The 19,579-nt window shown below is 39.5% G+C and carries 17 protein-coding genes; 7 read left to right on the plus strand and 10 right to left on the minus strand.

Annotated features, from left to right (window positions below; translation table 11 throughout):
- Positions 1-9: 9 nt before the first annotated feature.
- The gene (gene pstA / locus H5157_RS06290) at positions 10-1,659 is read right to left on the minus strand and encodes a phosphate ABC transporter permease PstA (protein WP_002957841.1); all 1,650 of its coding nucleotides are present in this window, start codon (positions 1,657-1,659) and stop codon (positions 10-12) included.
- Between the two features lie 15 nt (positions 1,660-1,674).
- Positions 1,675-3,909, minus strand: a complete 2,235-nt coding sequence (locus H5157_RS06295) for an ABC transporter permease subunit (RefSeq protein ID WP_024597535.1) — start codon at positions 3,907-3,909, stop codon at positions 1,675-1,677.
- A gap of 380 nt (positions 3,910-4,289) precedes the next feature.
- Between H5157_RS06295 and H5157_RS06300 the strand changes: the two genes are divergently transcribed.
- Positions 4,290-4,796 carry a glycine cleavage system protein R gene (locus tag H5157_RS06300; RefSeq protein WP_002957843.1) on the plus strand — a complete coding sequence of 169 codons (507 nt, stop codon included), beginning with the start codon at positions 4,290-4,292 and terminating at the stop codon, positions 4,794-4,796.
- A 137-nt stretch (positions 4,797-4,933) separates the two neighbouring features.
- Here the strand turns inward: H5157_RS06300 and H5157_RS06305 are convergent, their stop codons facing one another.
- The 7 genes from H5157_RS06305 to H5157_RS06335 all read right to left on the minus strand — a co-directional run bounded on the left by H5157_RS06305 (position 4,934) and on the right by H5157_RS06335 (position 14,252).
- Positions 4,934-5,389, minus strand: a complete 456-nt coding sequence (locus H5157_RS06305) for a hypothetical protein (RefSeq protein WP_002957844.1) — start codon at positions 5,387-5,389, stop codon at positions 4,934-4,936.
- Between the two features lie 200 nt (positions 5,390-5,589).
- Positions 5,590-8,709, minus strand: coding sequence for an efflux RND transporter permease subunit (locus tag H5157_RS06310; RefSeq protein ID WP_182724373.1), 3,120 nt, complete (start codon positions 8,707-8,709; stop codon positions 5,590-5,592).
- An 8-nt stretch (positions 8,710-8,717) separates the two neighbouring features.
- Positions 8,718-10,289, minus strand: a complete 1,572-nt coding sequence (locus H5157_RS06315; protein ID WP_182724374.1) for an efflux RND transporter periplasmic adaptor subunit — start codon at positions 10,287-10,289, stop codon at positions 8,718-8,720.
- Positions 10,279-11,655: a TolC family protein gene (locus H5157_RS06320; RefSeq protein WP_182724375.1), complete on the minus strand. Its 1,377-nt coding sequence runs from the start codon at positions 11,653-11,655 to the stop codon at positions 10,279-10,281. Before H5157_RS06320 ends, H5157_RS06315 begins: the two co-directional genes overlap by 11 nt.
- A gap of 257 nt (positions 11,656-11,912) precedes the next feature.
- A complete protein-coding gene (locus tag H5157_RS06325; protein ID WP_240915895.1) occupies positions 11,913-12,275 on the minus strand; it encodes a hypothetical protein in 363 nt (120 codons plus the stop codon).
- Between the two features lie 94 nt (positions 12,276-12,369).
- A complete protein-coding gene (locus H5157_RS06330) occupies positions 12,370-12,984 on the minus strand; it encodes a paraquat-inducible protein A (RefSeq protein WP_024595825.1) in 615 nt (204 codons plus the stop codon).
- A gap of 2 nt (positions 12,985-12,986) precedes the next feature.
- Positions 12,987-14,252: an EAL and HDOD domain-containing protein gene (locus tag H5157_RS06335; RefSeq protein WP_024595824.1), complete on the minus strand. Its 1,266-nt coding sequence runs from the start codon at positions 14,250-14,252 to the stop codon at positions 12,987-12,989.
- 149 nt (positions 14,253-14,401) lie between these two features.
- Here H5157_RS06335 and H5157_RS06340 point away from each other — a divergent pair, with 149 nt between their 5' ends.
- From H5157_RS06340 to H5157_RS06350, 3 genes are all read left to right on the plus strand, one after another.
- A complete protein-coding gene (locus tag H5157_RS06340) occupies positions 14,402-15,151 on the plus strand; it encodes an ABC transporter substrate-binding protein (RefSeq protein WP_024595823.1) in 750 nt (249 codons plus the stop codon).
- Between the two features lie 78 nt (positions 15,152-15,229).
- Positions 15,230-15,796 carry an alkylphosphonate utilization protein gene (locus tag H5157_RS06345; RefSeq protein WP_024605602.1) on the plus strand — a complete coding sequence of 189 codons (567 nt, stop codon included), beginning with the start codon at positions 15,230-15,232 and terminating at the stop codon, positions 15,794-15,796.
- A 121-nt stretch (positions 15,797-15,917) separates the two neighbouring features.
- On the plus strand, positions 15,918-16,736 hold the full coding sequence (locus H5157_RS06350) for an META domain-containing protein (protein ID WP_182724376.1): 819 nt from the start codon (positions 15,918-15,920) through the stop codon (positions 16,734-16,736).
- A gap of 107 nt (positions 16,737-16,843) precedes the next feature.
- Here the strand turns inward: H5157_RS06350 and H5157_RS06355 are convergent, their stop codons facing one another.
- A complete protein-coding gene (locus H5157_RS06355; protein ID WP_182194443.1) occupies positions 16,844-17,683 on the minus strand; it encodes a 23S rRNA (adenine(2030)-N(6))-methyltransferase RlmJ in 840 nt (279 codons plus the stop codon).
- A 238-nt stretch (positions 17,684-17,921) separates the two neighbouring features.
- Between H5157_RS06355 and zapB the strand changes: the two genes are divergently transcribed.
- The 3 genes from zapB (at position 17,922) to H5157_RS06370 (ending at position 19,543) form a co-directional block, all read left to right on the plus strand.
- Complete coding sequence (gene zapB / locus H5157_RS06360; protein ID WP_002957855.1) at positions 17,922-18,152, plus strand: cell division protein ZapB; 231 nt, start codon at positions 17,922-17,924, stop codon at positions 18,150-18,152.
- A complete protein-coding gene (locus H5157_RS06365) occupies positions 18,152-18,457 on the plus strand; it encodes a cell division protein ZapA (RefSeq protein ID WP_002957856.1) in 306 nt (101 codons plus the stop codon). Before zapB ends, H5157_RS06365 begins: the two co-directional genes overlap by 1 nt.
- 63 nt (positions 18,458-18,520) lie before the next feature.
- Complete coding sequence (locus H5157_RS06370; protein ID WP_182724377.1) at positions 18,521-19,543, plus strand: MBL fold metallo-hydrolase; 1,023 nt, start codon at positions 18,521-18,523, stop codon at positions 19,541-19,543.
- The last annotated feature ends 36 nt before the right edge of the window (positions 19,544-19,579 follow it).

Genomic DNA, 19,579 nt, shown 5'->3' on the forward strand with positions numbered 1-19,579 from the left:
CTTTACTAATTAGTGTTCAAGCGATCTGAATTTTTCACGTAAATGGTTACGTATACCAATGGCCGTTATGTTTAGGGTAATAATCACCGACACCAATAAAAAGGCAGTGGCGTATACCAGCGGACGTGCCGCTTCAACATTAGGGCTTTGGAAGCCAACATCGTATATATGAAAGCCTAAGTGCATGAACTTTCTATCTAAGTGAAAATACGGGAAGTTACCATCAAGTGGTAATGTAGGGGCCATTTTTACAACGCCTACTAACATTAATGGTGCAACTTCACCTGCAGCACGCGCAACTGCCAGTATTAAACCAGTCATAATTGCAGGGCTTGCCATTGGAATAATTATGCGCCATAACGTTTCAACCTTTGTTGCGCCAAGCGCTAGTGAACCGTCACGTACGGTACTTGGAATACGAGATAAGCCTTCCTCAGTCGATACAATAACAACTGGCAAAGTTAATATAGCAAGCGTTAACGCCGACCACATTACACCTGGCGTACCAAATACTGGCGTTGGTGCCGCTTCAGGGTAAAATAATTGGTCTAAGCTACCACCTAACATGTATACAAAAAAGCCGAGGCCAAACACACCGTACACAATTGAAGGCACACCGGCCAAGTTAATCACCGCAATACGAATCATCTTAGTGACTGCATTTTTAGCGGCATACTCGTGTAAGTAAATTGCAGCAACAACACCAAACGGCGTCACTATTACAGCCATCAGCATAACCATAAACACAGTACCAAATATAGCAGGGAAAACACCGCCCTCTGTATTTGCTTCACGTGGGTCATCAGATACAAACTTACCTAGCTGCACAAAGTAGTGCCCTAGCTTTGCAAAAAAGCCCATATCATTTGGAAACCAAACATCAAGTACTTGATACATTGGAATCGTAACTACTTCACCGCGCATATCTTTTACAGTTACGTGGTCACGTTTAGCTTGTTTACGTAGTGCAAATAAATCTTTTTCAAGTACACCATACTGCGCACGTAATTCAGCACGCTCTTGAGCAAGCTCAGCAACACGTTCATCAGTGAGTGCGTTATCTAGTAAGTAGCCCTTTTCTTTTAAACGAAGACGCTCAAGCTCATAGTTAATATGCCCAATGTCACCATTTTGTAAATCAAGTGCTTCGTCGTTTAAATCCACGGCACGCTCTACAAGTTCATGTAGAGCTTCAATTTTATCGCCTTCGACTGGTTTACCATCTTTAATTACACTTTCAACATAACCATAAAAATTACCGTTTTTACTACGCTCAAATACAGCAAGCGTTGCAGGCGTTGTTTTATTTTTAATGTCGGTTTCTAATATCCAACGAAAGTCTAAATCTACATACTCACGATTACCTGTTTTAATAAGTAAGCGCTCTATTTCTTCTTTTTCAAATCCGCTAACGTCAATACCTGTCGCGGCTAAACGCGTTTTTGGTACTAATTCACGGTCATAAACTTCGCCAATAACGGTTTGTTTTGAAATTGACCCTTCAAGTTCAAACTGCACAACTTCTGAAGGCCAGAAAAAACTTAATCCTTTCCAGGCTATCATTGCTAATAAGCCTAGAACTGAAATTAAACTGATGCTCACTGCACCACCGGTCATCCAAATCCAAGGAGAACCAGACTTAAACCACTGCTTTACCATGTCATGTCTCTCCGCTTACATTGAGCTATATTTTTCACGCAGTTGCTGGCGAACAAACTCAGCGACTGTGTTAAAAATGAATGTGAATATGAATAGTACAAAGGCCGCTAAGAATAATATTCTATAGTGCGAACTACCTACTTCTGACTCAGGCATTTCAACTGCAATATTTGCTGCAAGCGTACGCATACCTTGGAAGATGCTCCAATCCATAATAGGTGTATTACCCGTTGCCATAAGTACAATCATGGTTTCGCCAACGGCGCGGCCAAGTCCCATCATTACCGCAGAGAAAATACCAGGGCTTGCTGTTAGTAATACAACACGTATTAGTGTTTGCCACTGCGTTGCACCTAATGCTAATGAGCCATTTGATAAATGCTTTGGAACACTAAATACGGCGTCTTCTGCAATTGAGAATATAGTTGGAATAACTGCAAACCCCATCGCAATACCTACAACCAGCGAGTTACGTTGATCGAATGTCATACCTAGCTCATTTGTTAAGTACTGACGTACATTGCCGTCAAACATCCAAAGCTCAACAAATTCACTCATCGCAAACGAAAACCAGCCAATAAGTAAAACGACCGGAATAAGGATAATTGAATGAGATCCTTCAGGAATTCGATGACGGATTTTGGTTGGTAATTTAGTCCAAGCTAAACCTGTCGCTAACATACCTAAAGGTAATAATATGAGTAACCCAACAATTGCAGGTAAGTGCTCTTCTATCAAAGGAGCTAACCAAAGACCGGCTAAAAAACCTAAAATAACGGTTGGTAATGCTTCCATTATTTCAACAGTAGGCTTAACTACCTTACGTAATTTACTCGACATAAAGTATGCCGTGTAAATTGCCGCCGAAAGCGCAATAGGCACTGCAAATAACATCGCATAAAGGGCTGCTTTTAATGTACCGAACGAAATTGGCACTAATGAAAACTTAGATTCAAAGTCATCACTGGCTGATGTTGACTGCCATATATAACCTGGCTCTGGGTAACCTTCGTACCACACTTCTTGCCAAAGCGCTGACCAAGTGACTTCTGGATGCTCGTTATGTATTTCTAATACTGTTAGTTTGTTATCCGCCAAAATTAATGCAGCATTTGAACGCGGTGAAATTGCAAAGTTTTGTATTGCGCCTTCACTTACTTTACCTTGCCATAATTTTGCTTCGCTTGTTGTGTAGTACACCCCAAGCTCACCGTTACTGCTGGTCGTAAAAAAAGTACGACGGTAGAACTCTGTAAATACATTTAATTTACTTTGCTTAGTCGTTTCAAATGAACGTATTTTTTCATATTCGCGGCCAGTGTCAGTGTTAACTTCAAACCACTGCGAAACTTCGCCGTTATCATTGGCAAGCATTAATGAGTTTGCACCTGCTAGTAATTGTGCAGATACAATATTGGCATTTTCTTCGTTAGCTGAAAGTAGCTGAATTTGCTCTACATCACTTGGGTCACGTGTATCGTATACGTAAACTTGATTAGCAGAACGTACAAAAGTACGGGTTGTATCTGGCGACATTAATAGCTCATCTACACGCCCTTCAACATCTAGCTCTGTGCGCTCAACAACCCACTCAACTTCGCCAGTAAACATATTCTCTTCAGCAACAAAACTGCTAAACAGCACCCGTTTGTCTTCTGTAAGTGCGACAACAGCTGTTCTGTCTTCATAGTGGCTAAATGCAAAGCGTTTAATAGCTGAGCCTTGTTCATCTACTTCCAAAGCCATTTCCCCAAGAGGAAAGTCTAAACGAGGCGTTAATTTACGCTCATTATTAGGAAAGGTGACCAAAAATTTAGGTGCTACGACCATTACAGTGCCATCTTTTAAACCAAACGCATAATACCCTTGAAAAGGCGCGCTAGTTGCAAAGCTTGTTGCATCACTTGGTAGCTCGGCGTTTAATGTTTTAAGCTTTTTACCAAAGCTGCCATCTTGCACACTGTAAAAATCAACCTGACCTTGCTGACTGAGTAAATAAGCAACTTCAGTTTGCTCTTCTACACCTAGGCCTGCTATTTGCTGCGAATTAGCGACCTGAAAGCTATCGCGTTTTTCTACTTTTGCTGATTCAAAAATTGGCTGTACTACATAAAGAAGGTAAAAGAATATTAATAGCAGTGCTACCAATACCATTATCCCACCTGCGGTTATACCAAATTTGGCAAACCGATCTTTAAATAGACGGCTTCGATCCGTATTAAAAGTCGGTTTATTCGGATTTGAAGTCATCAAAACACCCTTAAATCTTAACGTTCTATAAATTATATTTCATCAAGATGACAGTAATGTTACAGCAGTAATAATAAGCACGTTAAAACGGTTTTAAATAAAACTAGCGAAGAAAATCGCTAAATAAGTCTCATATAGATGATTTTTAAGTGAACTAAATTATAAAATAATTGGACAAAGCATTTATCGAGGTCAATACTAAAAGAGTACTTACTAAATAAGAATGACTATTAATACCGCGTATAGTCAACACAACCACATTCAATTTTATTATTTTAGAATCAACGATTTATAAAAGTGCAACAATACACAATTTAGATTAGACAATACACTTAATGCCTATGCATTTACTTTCTTTGGGCTTAAAAAGAGAATTATTTATGAAGCAGTTGGTTATAACTATTCTAGGGCAAGATCGCCCTGGTTTAGTAGAGAGTATCTCATCCGTCGTGTTACAAAATCATGGCAACTGGCTAAGCAGTAACTTAAGCCATTTATTAGGTCATTTTGCAGGTATTATTCAACTTGAAGTTGCTGAGGAACACTTTCAATCATTACAAAGCGCTTTAAATAAGTTACCTAAGTTAGACGTTCGAATTGAAACCGGAAACACAGAAATTGAACCATCAACATTAGAACAAATCAATCTGGTTATAACAGGTAACGATCGCCCAGGTATTGTTCAAGAGTTGGCGAGTGTAATACGCCACAAAGGCGCTAACATTACTCATTTAAATTCAAGGCAGCAAAGTGCGCCTAATTGGGGGGTGCCTATTTTTAGCGCTGTTGCTACCGTTACTTTACCCAATGGTATGAATAAAGATGAAGTCATTGAAGCATTGGAATCAATAACAAGTGATTTAATTGTAGATACAGAAGAAGTTTGATCTCCCTAGGTGCGTGCCACACTGTTGACACGCATATTATTTTAGCCAGTTTATCAAAGCCCTCTGCGGGTTATTTAACGCAGACATAAAATAAGCCGATGCAAGCATCGGCTATTTTGAATAGTTATCTTATAAAGCTACATATCCATATGACGATTCGTACTTTGCATCATTTGCTTTATACCTTGCTTTTCCAGCTCTAGTATTTGTTGCAGCTTTTCTTGGCCACTTTGAGTTTCAGCGCGCTCAAGTAAGTATTCGTATAATTCAATTACCTTTTGATGCTGCTCTGATAAATAAGCTTGAATAACTTTCTCATCAAATTGCTGGTCTTTACTAATGTCTTCGAAAGTAATTAGCTCAGGATTTTTAGCAAAGTATTCATAACAGTACGTATCGAGCGTATTTATTTCGGTTATCGCTTTAAACCCGACTAAATCTTCAGCGAGTTTTTTTTCGTAATTTAGGTAGTAGTCCACCAGCATTGCATTATGTTCATCGAGTAAATCCTTTACGCTATGAAAATTAGCCGCCATTTGCGTATGAAACAAAACGGTCCAATCGTATACCTCTTTAATTGTTTTAACTTGCATGTGCATTCCTTACTTAGTTGACTGTATAGGTACTACACTGCGTAAAGCGTGCCAATTAAAAAACCATTTAAAAACAGAAGGTTAATTTTAAAATGGATATTAGTTAGCAATTTAATAGAATAACTTACAAATTATAGGTAATTTTTATAGAGCAATGCGTGGGTAGTAACCGCACTGCTCTATCGTCTTGTTGCTTTATATTATTTAAGTCCTTGTTTGCGCCACAGTAGGTAAACCGCAGGAATAACAAGTAAGGTGAGTACAATTGCACTGCCCATACCGCCAACCATAGGTGCAGCTATTCGACTCATTACTTCGCTTCCGGTGCCTGTGCCATACAGCACAGGTAGCAAGCCAATAATAATTGTCGCGACAGTCATCATAACCGGGCGTACTCGAAGCCCTGCACCTTCAATAATAGCTTGCTGTAATTGCACTAAACTAAGTGGCTTATCTGCCTGCTCTGCTTCGATGCATTTTTCTTGATAGGCTTGGTTTAAATACACCAACATAATGACCCCAATTTCTACCGCTACCCCAGCTAAGGCAATAAAACCTACACCCACTGCAACTGAAAAGTTAAAGCCCTCTAAATACATTAGCCATACGCCACCAATCATTGCCAGTGGCAAAGTAGCCATAATAATAGTGACCTCAGCAAAGCTTCTAAAATTAAGATAAAGCAACACAATAATAATCGCTAATGTAAGTGGTAATACATAAGTCAGTTTGTCTTTAGCGCGCTGCATGTATTCATACTGCCCAGCCCACGTAATTGAGTAGCCAGCAGGTAGTATTAGGTCCTTATCGAGCACTTGCTGAGCGTGCTCAACGTAAGTACCAATATCAACGCCATCTATATCAATAAAACTCCAACCGTTTAAACGTGCATTTTCGCTTTTTATACCAGGCGGTCCATCTTCAATAAATACATCAGCTACATCACCAAGTGCTATACGCTGCCCTGTAGGCGTTACAATAGGTAACAACATTAGCTCTTCTGGCGAGTCTCTGTATGCTTGCGGGTAACGCAAATTAACTGGGTAGCGCTCTTGCCCTTCTACCGTTTGTGTTACGTTTGTACCACCTATTGCAGTAGATACAACTTGCTGTATGTCGCTAATATTTAAGCTATAACGCGCCGCTTTTTCTCGGTTTATATCTACTTTTATATAACGCCCACCGGCTACTCGCTCTGAGTAAACCGATGCAGTGCCTTGCACATCTTTTAAAAGCACTTCTATTTGTTGACCAATTTTTTGAATTTCACTCAACTTTGGTCCCGCAACTTTAATGCCCACAGGGGTTTTAATACCGGTTGCGAGCATATCAATACGTGTTTTAATTGGCATTACCCACGCATTCGTCAACCCCGGAAACTTAACCAAACCGTCGAGTTCTTTTTTAAGTTTTTCAAGCGTCATACCCTCGCGCCATTCGTTTTTTGGTTTTAGCTGAATAAACGTCTCTATCATTGTAAGCGGCGCAGGATCTGTTGCAGTTTCTGCTCGCCCAACTTTACCAAATACTGTTTTAACCTCGGGTACTGTGGCAATTAGCTTGTCGGTTTGCTGTAGTATTTCGCGCGCTTTACCTACCGATAAACCAGGATACGTTGTGGGCATATACATTAAGTCGCCCTCATCAAGTGGCGGAATAAATTCACTGCCTATTTTGTTTACCGGGTAAAAGCCAATAACAGAAACAACCACCGCGAGTACCAATGTCATTTTTGGAAATTTAAGCACCCAGTTAAGTAGTGGGCGATACGCTGCGACGAGTAATCGGTTAACTGGATTTTTTTGCTCCGAAATAACTTTACCTCTAATAAAGTAACCCATTAATACCGGCACTAAGGTAATCGCAAGCCCAGCAGACGCTGCCATAGCATAGGTTTTAGTGTAAGCCAGTGGCGCAAACATACGCCCTTCTTGCGCTTCTAAAATAAATACCGGCATAAAGCTGACGGTAATAATTAATAAACTAAAAAATAATGCAGGACCCACTTCACTCGCCGATTTAGCCACAACTTCCCAGCGGTTTTCGTTGGTAAGTGGCGTTTTTTCCATATGTTTGTGCATATTTTCAATCATGACGATAGCGCCGTCGGTCATTGCGCCTATCGCTATTGCAATTCCCCCTAAAGACATAATATTGGCGTTAATCCCCTGCCAATACATAATTATAAATGCCGTTAAAATCCCAAGCGGTAACGTAATAATCGCCACCAATGATGAGCGCATATGAAACAAAAACACCACACACACTAAAGCAACTACAATCAGCTCTTCAATTAGCTTACTTGTTAGATTATCTACTGCGTTATTTATTAAGTTGGAGCGATCGTACACAGGGACTATTTCAACGCCCTCTGGTAATCCCTTTTTAAGCGATTCTAATTTTGCTTTTACCAGCTCAATGGTTTTTTGTGCATTTTCGCCATAGCGCATAATAACGATGCCGCCGGTTACTTCGCCTTCGCCATTAAGCTCTGCAATACCACGGCGCATTTGCGGCCCGACTCTAATATCGGCTACATCACGCAATTGCAGCGCAGTACCATTAGCGTTTACACCAAGCGGAATAGCTTCTAGGTCGGCAACACTTTTAATGTAGCCTGTGCTTGTTACCATGTATTCAGCTTCAGCCATTTCAACTACCGAGGCGCCCATCTCTTGGTTGCCTTGTTGAATCGCCGTTTGAATAAGGCTAAGCGGGATACCATATGCTCGTAATTTATCAGGCTCTACATTGACTTGGTATTGCTTAACCATGCCACCAACAGCAGCCACTTCAGATACACCGGGCACAGTTTGTAGCTCAAACTTTAAAAACCAATCTTGTAAGCTTCGTAGCTGACTAATATCGTGTTTATTTGTTTTATCAATTAGTGCGTATAAGTAAATCCAACCTACGCCTGTTGCATCAGGGCCAAGCTCTGGCGTAGCGCTATCGGGCAATCGGTTTGCTGCTTGGCTTAGGTATTCTTGTACTCGGCTACGCGCCCAATACAAATCAGTTTTTTCGTCAAAAATAACGTAAACGTACGAGTCACCAAAAAACGAAAAACCCCTTACAGTTTGTGCACCCGGCACAGAAAGCATTGCAGTGGTGAGCGGAAATGTAACTTGGTCTTGCACTACTTGCGGCGCTTGCCCCGGGTAAGTAGTTTTTATAATGACCTGAACATCAGATAAGTCAGGTAAGGCATCCACGGGCGTATTTTTTAGTGCAAACAATCCTCCACCCAGTAAAATTAATGTAAGCAACAACACAAAAAAGCGATTGCCAACAGACCAGCGAATAATGGCAGTTATCATAATGGCTCCTAGTGAGAACTGTGTTGCATAGGTTGCATAGGTTGCATAGTAGAATGATCAATCGGCTCTGCGTTTTGCGCGTTAGTAATTACAAATCCATCATTAATAATGCTAAAAGTAAAATTAATATACTGGGCATTTTCAAACTTGGTAATATCAATATCTGGCGCTAATACAAAGTCCATTGTGGCGGGTTCTCGATTCCATTTTTCAATGGCCTCTCGACTAATATTAATAATGCGATTTTGTGTATCTATGGCATTAATAGTGCCGTTAACCGTGGCGCTTTGTGGCTGTATATCCATGTTCATATTTGAGTCTGAACCAGAATCCGAACTCATACCTGAGCCAATGCTAGAACTAGGCATTTCCATTCGTTTAAAGTCGGAGCTCTTACTTGACTCAGAATCTATTAAAAATTGCGCTGAGGTCACTACCGTGTCACCTGTCATTACACCTGACAAAATGACCGCTTCATTACTATTAATTTGCCCAACTTCGACTTCTACCGATTTAAAACGACCCTCACCTAATGCAATAACTACACGGTTTTGATGCTGCGTGCGAATTACCGCTTCTTTTGGTACTGTAAATTGCGCCTTACTCGCTTTAGCGTGAATGCTCACTTGTGCAAACATATTTGGTTTTAACCGATGATCTGCATTTTCAAACCTAAGCCTTACACGCAAAGTTCGGTTTTTAGCATCAAGCGCGGGGTAAATGTAATCAACCTTACCTTCCCACTTTTGACCTTTTAAGTAATCAAGCGTCATTGTAACGGGCAAGCCCACGCTCACTTGTTCTGATTGGCGCTCGAATACTTCTGCCTCTACCCAAATTTCATCAAGCTGAGCAATACTCATCATTGATGTGCCTGGTTTAACGTAAAAGCCTTCTCGTACTGTTAGCTCATCTACCACACCACTTTGCTTTGCGTAAAAAGTAATATTTTGCATTATCTTTTTATTTTTTTGTAAACGTTCAATAAATCCATCAGACACATTTAACGACTCTAAACGTGCCTTTGCTGCGCGAATTAACACGGTATTATTACGATTAACCGCCAATAAAAACTCTTCCTGTGCATTCACCAATTGTGGTGAATACAAAGTATATAAAGGCTCACCGGCTTTAACTTGTGCTCCTTGCGCTTTAACGTACAAGCTTTCAATCCAGCCCTCTACACGCGGATGAATGTGAATAAGTTGGTCTTGGTTATATTGCACATACCCCACAGTATTTATATCGCTGTGAAGTGTTTTAAGCTCTACTTTGGCAGTTCTTACACCCAAGTTATTAATGACTGCAGGCGAAATAGTTACTGCACTTGGTCCATCCTGAGCGTTGCTATCGTTTTCATATACAGGGACTAAATCCATTCCCATTGGCGACAGCCCTGGCGCGTCACGCCTGTAATTACTATCCATAGGGGCTACCCAATATAAGGGCTGTTTTTCAGCACTTTGCTGTTCATTCATTTCCGAGCTGCTAGGTAAAAACTGCATCACTAAGGCGCCAATTAACGCAAATGCGACCGCACCAACTAAGGCAGCAACAAGTAACTTTAAATTAGTATTCATTATGTAATTCTCCAGTTTGCTCGCTCATTACTTGGGGGTCTAAGCTACTTGCATAATAATTAAGGCGAGCGGTAATAATATGCTGCTCTACTTGAATATTAAGCGCGTCTATTTTGGCGTTAAGTTCACCAATGCGCGCGCGCATCACGTCAGAAAAATCCCCATCGTCGCGCGTATAAGCATTAAGTGTTGCTTGAGATTGCTCTGACATTTGCGGTAATAACGTATTTTGATAAAGCGCATCGCGTTTTTGCAAACGAGCGAGTTGGCTAAACTCCTTAAAGTACATGCCTTTGAGTTTTTGAAGCGCCACCAGCTTTTGTGTTTTAGTAGCTTCTGCACTAGCAATAGCCGATTTAACCTGTTGATCTTGTCTGTTATCAGTAAACAATGGCAAATCAATGCTAAATCCTACTGAAAGTAAATCAGCTCGCGACTCCCCCATAGGCGTATCATCTCGGTAACCATAACCCACATTAACGCCCATTTGAGGTTTGTAACTTTGCTTGGCGAGTGCAACTTCGGTTTGCTTTGCGGTGACGGTTTTTTCTATCGCAATAATTGCGGGATGCGCCATAAGCAACTGTATTAATTTATCAAATTCAAGGTTTGCAAAATCAACCAGCCCTGTGGTTTTAGTAAATTCGGCATTTAAGGGCTGCATAAGCATATTCATAGGTAACCACTGTGCTAAACGGTTTTTAGCACTTTCAAATTGCTGCTCAAGCATAACCAGCTTATCTTCAAGGCGAGTGAGCTCTAATTGCGCACGAATAATATCTTGCTGGCGTGTTTTACCTAAGGTACTTGCGTAGCTTGCTTCGGTAACTTCAATAAGCTGAGTAAATAGCCCTTTATCTTGCTCAATTAAAGCAATACTTCGCTGAGCACGATACGCGTTTAACCACGACTCAATCACAATTGCTTTTACTTGTGCTAAGCGATCGGCGCGCTGCCAAGAATATTGTTGAGCAGACTGAGCTAATGCCTTTTGTTTAAGCGCTAAACTATTCCCTCGGCTAAACTTTTGGCTCAAATCGACTTTAAGCTGCGTCATCCCTTCTTGATCAAACGCATAACCGTTAGTAGGTAAGTTAAGTAAGCCAACCGTTAAAACAGGATCGGGTAAGGTGCCTGCGGCAATACTTTGTGCTATTGCGGCATCTTCTTGGTAGCCACTCGCTTTTAGCCATGGCTCATGCGTTAGTGCATAATTAAGCGCTTGCGTTAAGCTAAGCGTTTGCTCATTGCGGGCTTGCTTTAGCGTATCGATATTTAGGTTATTTGAATTGTTTTGCGCATTAACAGCTGTGCTAAAAAACACAACACTACATAATACGGCTTTAATACTTACAGCGTGGTTCATCACCTGCTCCATCTAAAAATAAAAGAAATTCTTAAATTAGGAAGCAAAAAAGGTGTTTAGGAGTTTTACAAAAACCTTTTATATCAATTGCATTGAATTAATGATCTATTATTGCGGTAGGAAAATTGCTCTATAACAAGGAAAAAATTACGCAGTATAGTTGCTTTATATAAGTAATTTTTAACGCAGTTAGAGAGGTATTTAGTTCCTAGAATGAGCATGTTTTCAATAAAATTGATATTACACCTATCCTGCTATTAAGCAGACATAGGAGGGCGGTAAAGTGAACGAGGTATATTAATTTGTGTAGTAAATACACTTATATTTACTTTTTCAGATTCAAGTAAAGTAACGCTAAATAAAGTATCAACATTAAGCATTGAATTAGCAGCGCAGCCACTGATAGGGCATTTGCAATCATTTTGTGGCGTACTTTCGTCGTCGCAACAATCCATCTGCATCATATTTTCAGACATGCTAGCAACAGCTGTTGCATCACTACTGTGTGTCATTGGCATTTGGGCATGCGTTGCTGTTTTCATTGGCAAATGTGGCATTTCGCATACCATAGCTACAGACGCAACTGCCTGACCCACAAAAGTGAGCAGTAAAGTTATCATGAGTAAACTAGAGTAAAAACGTTGCAACATTATGCCTTTTAATAAATTTTAAAATGATTGTAAGATAACCTAACGGCAACCACAAATACTTTAATTATGTAGACTGCGGTTTATCAGGTGTTTTAATTAAGTTACTCGCTATAATTGCAAATATACAATATGCGCTAAAATACCAAAAACCCTCACCAAATTGTGTATTCATAACAAGTAGCTCACCACTTTTACCATGAGCGTTACCTGCTAGGTAAGTCACTATTAATGCAATAACAAATACATCAACCATGCTCCACTTACTTAATGCACAAATAACCAGACCGAGCTTTTGCTTCAACCCATTCAAAGGTAGGCAACAATAAAGCAATTGTAATAGCAGCTTCAAGCTTGGAATAACAATAGAAAACAACCCCACTAAAGCAGCTACAAATAAATTATTATTACTAGCAAGCTCTTGAACTGTGCCTAAAATACTTTGTGTTTTGTTATAGGCGCTGATCTCGCCCTCTAACTTATCAAGCCCTAGCATATTCGAGAACATCATTAGCATGCTACGAGTCCGACCATCGCCCTCTTCAGCAAGCATTTCAATGCCCGCTTGCGCTAATTTTGATTTATCTATGTTGCCCTCTATTGTTAATACTGGTTTTGTAATACCAGGAAACAATAAACAAAGAGCAACCACTACACTTATAACCGACAACCAATTACGCATATTTATTCTGTTATTGCCTCAATAATGTCATCACTGTATAAAACAGCATCCAATAAAAAATTAAATATATCGCCAATGTGCAGCTCTGAGTTTATGTTGGCCAAATGGACCATAGCTTCATCTATATTATCTAATTCAAACTCTTTTATAAGCGATAAACAGTTCCCTAAAATGCCGCTCTCTAATAGTAACGCATCAGATATTGCAGCATCTAAAGTAAACTCTTTAACTATGTCTTTTAATTCAGCATCTAAAATAGCATCAAGCACCGAGAACAAACCCACCAGATACCCTTGCTCGGTCAACTCTTTATTATTTTGCTCCAATATTAGCGACATAAATTGAGCCCGCGTTAAAGCAAGCTTAGTTAATTCGGTTGGTTTTTCGACCCCCAACTCACTAATTGCTAATACGCGAACAAATTGTCTTATTGTGTCCTCACCTAAATAAATAACCGCTTGTGAAATAGACGTAATGACTAAATTTGCTTTGCCTGAACGCGCGTTAGCTAGCTTTAAAACCCTCGCTGTTATGGCGACATCTCTGGCCACTCGTTGATGAACTTCTTTAAAGCAAAGTGTTTCTTTTGCTGTAAAACGCAATAGATCAAAAACGGTTAGCTTAGAAGGCTCTACACCTTTATACGTAATCATTTCTGGGCGAGAAAAAAAGAACCCTTGAAATAAATCGCAGCCAGCCAATTTTAATACATTAAATTGTTCATGCGTCTCTATTCGTTCAACAATTATTTTTGCATGTGGATTTGCGCGTTTTATTTTTTTAATGCGCATATTGGTTTTAATAACCGGATCATCTATCTCAATTTTTATGTAATCAACATGTGCTAACAGTGGCTCCCATTTTGGATCGCCATCGTAATCATCTAACGCAAAAACATACCCTTCTTTTTTAAGTTCTTGCACACGCTCAGCCACCGCAGGAATATTACCCGTGCGCTCCACTATTTCAATAACACTATTTTCTGGCAATAAAAGTTTGGGGAAGTTATCGAGAATAGTTTCTGATGACAAGTTTATAAAAGCTAAATGATGTGCGGTAAGTCTATCTAAACCAACCAACATTAAAGCATTAAAAAATAGGCGGCTTGTCGCATGGACATCTGAAGTGCCTACAGGAAACGCATTATTGGCTGAGTCTCTATAAAGCAATTCGTACGAGAAAACATTCTGGTCTATATCAAAAATAGGTTGCCGCGCAACAAACTGAGTTATTTTTTGTACTTCATCAGGTATGTTATGTAATTTCACTTGGCTCTAAACCTATAAATAAAAGATGGCAAAACAGCCAATAATATGTGTACTTTAATGCAACACGCATAAGATAAATATAGTCGTCATTGCAAAAACGTTAAAATTACACAACACTAATATAAAATATTAATATAAAAGGTAGAGATTTGACTAACTTTATTCGGTTATTAGTACTGAGCCCTCTGCTATTTGTATTTTTTAGCTATGCCAGCATTAATCCTACTCCCCTCAAATATAATGTTAGCGCGTCAGGGAGTCATTATCCATATTATACAAATGATCCAGAAAAGCCTGGCATATTACCCGAAATTATTGAAAAAGTACTCGATGATGCCAATATTGCAGCTTCTCATATCGACCTACCTACAAAGCGTATTACCAAATATTTACAAGATGAAATAATCGATTTTGATGTTATTTCATTAGAATGGCTCTCAAAGAGTGAGAGAAATGACCCTCGTTATGTTTTTTCAGAGCCGCTTATTTATGCCACAGAAATGATTGTTACCTTGCCTAAAAATGCCCAGCATTGGCAAAGCGCTGATAGCTTGAAGGGTAAAAATATAGGAACGGTACTAGGTTACTATTACTTTAATGACAACACCTTTGAGCGTGTTGACTTTCCATCCGAAAAAGAACTTATGACAGCCCTATCAAGAAACCGTGTAGAAGCTGCACTAGTAGGTAAGTTAACTGCGCTCTATTGGGCAAAGCAGTTAGGGATAAACATTGCCTTTGGCGCACAGCATTCCCATGGTTTTTTAAGAATTCGCTTATTGAGCAAACACAAAGAATTATTGCCCCAGATAAACCTAGCAATTAAAAACCTTCACGCTCAAGGATATATAAAAACTATTGAAGATAAGTATATGAGTAATATACCCACACAAAATTAAGGGACTAATGGCGCAGAGCTCGTGTTTTGGAGTATAATAGCAGCAAATGTTAACTCGACCAGAACCAGAAAGAGCCCCATGAGTATTGAAAAAGCCTTAATCGAACGTAGTAGTAATCAATGTGAATTGTGTGCAGCCACCGAGAACTTATCTGTTTATGAAGTACCACCGGTAACTGAAACCCACTCAGATAAATGTATTTACACATGTCAAACATGTAAAGATCAAATCGAGAATAACAGCGAAATAACGCCTACACATTGGCACTGTTTAAACGATAGCATGTGGAGCCAAACTCCTGCAGTACAAGTTGTAGCTTACAGAATGCTTTCGCGTTTAGCGCCTGATAATGGCTGGGCACAAGATGCGCTAGACATGATTTACCTTGAAGAAGATACGCTAACGTGGGCTAAAAAAGCACTTGCCGAAGATGACGATTTAAAGCATGTAGATAGCAACGGTGTAGTACTTCAAGCAGGCGATACTGTTACCCTAATTAAAGACTTAGATGTTAAAGGCAGTAGCCTTACCGCTAAACGTGGAACAGCTGTTCGTAATATTGGCCTAACCAGCAACCCTGATCATATTGAAGGGCGAGTTGACGGCCAGCGCATTGTTATTTTAACTAAGTTTGTTAAAAAATAATCGTTTGTTTTTAATTATTAAAGGCGCTAATGCGCCTTTTTTTATGTTTAAAATAAGTTAAGGAATGATTAAGTAACTAGGTAATACACTAGGGGGATAATATTGAGTAAGGATAACCAACATGGAAAAGCATCAAGCAGTATCTTCGCGTAAAAAAGCAGCTGCAGGGATTGGCTTATTGGCGCTTAGCGCTTTTGCAGTAACTGGCTGCGGTGAGCAAACTAAGCCAACTGAAAATACAGAGCAAGCAAAAGCAATATCTACCCTAACTATTCAAGTTAGCTATAAAGATCGCAGTATGCTTCGCCCTGGCTCGCAATTAATAGTTACGCTTTCCAATGTATCTAAAATGGATGTAAAAGCCGATATAATCACACAAGAAGTGATTGATGTTTCCCAAGCCCCGCCATTTACCGTTGAGCTAATTTATGATGCCAGCAAAATTAGCGATAAACATCGCTATAGCCTAAGCGCCAGAATTATAAATAAAGACAAAGTGCTTTACACAAGTACAACAAATCACGACCCGTTTACAGAATCACAGTTAACTACCCCCTATAAAATTGAGCTTTCAAAAGTGTCGACTCAAAAACCCGATGTAACACTCACAAATACTTACTGGAAAGCAATAACAATAAATGCTCAAACTGTGAATGTTACAACTAAAGAACCGTTCATTCAGTTCAATAAAGACCACCGCGTTAATGGCTTTTTAGGCTGTAATAATTTTAGCGGAAGCTATAGTACCGAGCAGCAAACAATTACACTTAGTCAGCTAGCAAGTACAAAAAAGATGTGCTCGGATAATATGAGCCAAGAAGCGGCTATGTCTGACGTACTTAGCAAAACTTCAAAGTGGGAAATAACAGGTGAATCACTAAAACTTAAAAACAGTCGCGGTAATACGCTTGCTACTTTTAGTGCGGTTTATTTTAATTAATATTTAGCTCCCTTATATAAATATTACCTAACACATTCGTACTGATTTTAAATAAAATGCCCAGCAAAGCCGGGCATTTTATTATTCGTTATAAGCGCTATTTAAAGTTACTCATCCACGAGTTGCTCACTTCTGTAAAAACCACTTGGCTCACTTAACAAACTAACAAGTTCAGGCATTATTGCATCCATTGTTTGCTTTAGCTTCCACGGAGGATTAATTACAATCATGCCCGATGCTGTCATACCATGTACGTCAGTATCCGCTTCAGTGCCTAATTCAAATAACTGAATGTTGCGCATTCCTGAGTCAATTAAGCCCTGTTCCATATTATCAATGCGCTCTCTGTCTACAACCGGATACCAAATCATGTAAGTACCTGTAGCAAAACGCTGATGAGCTTTAACTAAGGTTTTTACAACCGTTTCGTAGTCATCTTTAATTTCGTATGGAGGGTCAATTAACACACACGCTCTGCGAGATGCTGGTGGTAATAAACCAACTAAACCTGCAAAACCATCCTCTCCACGTACACGAATAGATCGCTTACCTTGCATGTTTTCTTCAAGTAATAATAAATCGCGCGGGTGCAGTTCAAAAAACCAACCCTTATCTTGGCGGCGCAAGTAATGCTCTGCAATTTTTGGTGAACCCGGATAAAATGCAAGTTCGTCAGTGTCGTTAAATGACTTAATTAATTCAATGTACTCATTAAGCTCAGCATGTTCACTTTTATGTTGCCAAAGTTTTTCAATACCATCTTGATACTCTTGCGTTTTTTGCGCATCAGCAGCTGCCAGTTCAAAAAAGCCAGCACCTGAATGCGTGTCTATATAATCAAGCGGTTTATCTTTAATTGTTTGGTAATTTAGTACTTGTGCCAGTACTAAATGTTTAAGTACATCGGCAGGATTACCCGCATGAAATGAGTGTCTGTAACTAAGCATTATTTATTTTCGCCATACGCAATTTAATATCGTAAGTGAACCATAAGCACTAGGCTTTGGCAACTTACACCAAGATAAGAGAGTGTTAAAGTGAACCATTTCTGAATGAAAAAGCTCATATGCTGAATTATCCCTTAACGCAGAAGAAAAATCAGCTAAAACCACCGTAAATGCTGGCAAATCAACACACTTTGCTTTACATTTGCATGACATTAATTACAGTTATATGAGCGCCTTTATGAACAACACTACTCTTCAACAACTCGAACAACTGATCGATTCTTTAATCGAACGTAATAATCAATTACAAACAGATGTTGCTACTTTAAAAGAACAGAACACTAAACTAAGCGATGAAAACGAATTACTACAGCTTGAAGCTTTAGAAAATGAAGAAAAGCAAAAAGATGCCAGCACTACTTTATCTGGTCTTCTTGATAAATTACAAAGCGCACAACAGGCTAGCTAATGTCTGAGCTGCAAAACCAGCGGGTCACTGTTGAGTTGCTAGGTAAAGAGCAGCAATTTGCTTGCCCTGAAGGGCAGGAAGATGCATTAATAGCAGCAGCTAAAAATCTAAATGACTTAGTTGAGCAAATGAAACAACGCTCAACCGTTAGAAACGATCAAAAAGCCCTACTAATGGCAGCATTAAACTTAAGCCACGAATTGCTAGAAGCAAAAACACAGGCTACAGTTGAACAACAGCATCAAGACCAATTGATTGATAAACTCAGTCAGCATTTGGCAAATGACCCCAAACACCAAAAATAAAAAGCGCATACTGCGCTTTTTGTTTATTATTAAAGTAATTAAACCTCAGCGTAGAGATAATAAATGAAGTTAAAACTTTCAAACATAACCTCTTCATGTAAGCACTTACTATTGGCATGCACTTTACTATCAATAGCACCTAGCACCTACGCTGCCGTTATTTGGAATACAATAAACCCTCATATTCAGTTTTTAAAGCAACAAGACAAGCTTCGCTTTTACGACTCTAACCAAGTATTAATTGAAGGCGAAAAATGTGCCCTACTGGTTGATACGAGTGCCAATTTTGCTGCAGTTGAACAACTTGCTGAAGATTTAAAAAAACGCCTTAAAACACCTTTATGCTATTTGGTTGCCACGCATTACCATGACGATCACTTGCTCGGTATGGCGGTTATGCAAAATTTTTATCCTGATGCCAAGCTCGTTGTTCATCAGCAAGTAAATAAAAATTTTAGCCTTTACCAAACAGCATATACCGACAAACTAGACACCTATGAAAAGAGCATTGAGCTGAGCTACCAACGATTAGCGAATGTACCCAAAGAAGAGCAACCTAAATGGCGTGATAAGTTAAAGCTTGCAAAAAAGCGACTTTTTCGCTGGCAGGAGTATCAGCTTAGCAAACCCGAAATAGTCATTAATAGTCGTAAAATTATCGACCTTGGTGGTTTTGAGGTAACGCTTGAGCCGCAGCAAGCCCATACTAACGGTGATTTAACTATTACTACTAATAATGGCAGTGTGCTGATTGGTGGCGATATCGTTGACTGGCTTCCTTACCCTGGACACGGTGAACTTAAAAGTTGGCAAACGTTGCTTAAGCAATATATTAACGACGAAAAGCTCACTATTATTATACCTGGCCACGGCGGCACATTAACAAAAGAGCAGCTGAAACAGCCACTATCATTTTTAACAGCCATAACAGAGCACGTTAAAAACAATAAAGATCAAAGTATTGAGCAGTTAATGCTATCGTTTCCTGAATCAGTTATTGAGCCTTATAAACAAGAAGCGCTTAATATAAAATCGAGCAACTTCTTTTTACAAGCTGGCCTAAATCGCGCAAAAAGCGCAGAATAACTCAACACAACGGATTGTGTTAAAATAATAAAAGGA

The organism is Pseudoalteromonas sp. SG43-3 (assembly GCF_014164385.1).
Taxonomy (GTDB): Bacteria; Pseudomonadota; Gammaproteobacteria; order Enterobacterales; family Alteromonadaceae; genus Pseudoalteromonas; species Pseudoalteromonas distincta.

Excerpts from the sequence above, each read along its gene's own strand:
- H5157_RS06330 (WP_024595825.1), bottom strand. The coding sequence starts at position 12,984 with ATGCGTAATTGGTTGTCGGTTATAAGTGTAGTGGTTGCTCTTTGTTTA.
- H5157_RS06350 (WP_182724376.1), top strand. The coding sequence starts at position 15,918 with ATGGAAAAGCATCAAGCAGTATCTTCGCGTAAAAAAGCAGCTGCAGGG.
- H5157_RS06300 (WP_002957843.1), top strand. The coding sequence starts at position 4,290 with ATGAAGCAGTTGGTTATAACTATTCTAGGGCAAGATCGCCCTGGTTTA.
- H5157_RS06310 (WP_182724373.1), bottom strand. The coding sequence starts at position 8,709 with ATGATAACTGCCATTATTCGCTGGTCTGTTGGCAATCGCTTTTTTGTG.
- H5157_RS06320 (WP_182724375.1), bottom strand. The coding sequence starts at position 11,655 with ATGAACCACGCTGTAAGTATTAAAGCCGTATTATGTAGTGTTGTGTTT.
- zapB (WP_002957855.1), top strand. The coding sequence starts at position 17,922 with ATGAACAACACTACTCTTCAACAACTCGAACAACTGATCGATTCTTTA.
- H5157_RS06325 (WP_240915895.1), bottom strand. The coding sequence starts at position 12,275 with ATGATAACTTTACTGCTCACTTTTGTGGGTCAGGCAGTTGCGTCTGTA.
- H5157_RS06365 (WP_002957856.1), top strand. The coding sequence starts at position 18,152 with ATGTCTGAGCTGCAAAACCAGCGGGTCACTGTTGAGTTGCTAGGTAAA.
- H5157_RS06370 (WP_182724377.1), top strand. The coding sequence starts at position 18,521 with ATGAAGTTAAAACTTTCAAACATAACCTCTTCATGTAAGCACTTACTA.
- H5157_RS06355 (WP_182194443.1), bottom strand. The coding sequence starts at position 17,683 with ATGCTTAGTTACAGACACTCATTTCATGCGGGTAATCCTGCCGATGTA.
- pstA (WP_002957841.1), bottom strand. The coding sequence starts at position 1,659 with ATGGTAAAGCAGTGGTTTAAGTCTGGTTCTCCTTGGATTTGGATGACC.
- H5157_RS06295 (WP_024597535.1), bottom strand. The coding sequence starts at position 3,909 with ATGACTTCAAATCCGAATAAACCGACTTTTAATACGGATCGAAGCCGT.
- H5157_RS06345 (WP_024605602.1), top strand. The coding sequence starts at position 15,230 with ATGAGTATTGAAAAAGCCTTAATCGAACGTAGTAGTAATCAATGTGAA.
- H5157_RS06315 (WP_182724374.1), bottom strand. The coding sequence starts at position 10,289 with ATGAATACTAATTTAAAGTTACTTGTTGCTGCCTTAGTTGGTGCGGTC.
- H5157_RS06305 (WP_002957844.1), bottom strand. The coding sequence starts at position 5,389 with ATGCAAGTTAAAACAATTAAAGAGGTATACGATTGGACCGTTTTGTTT.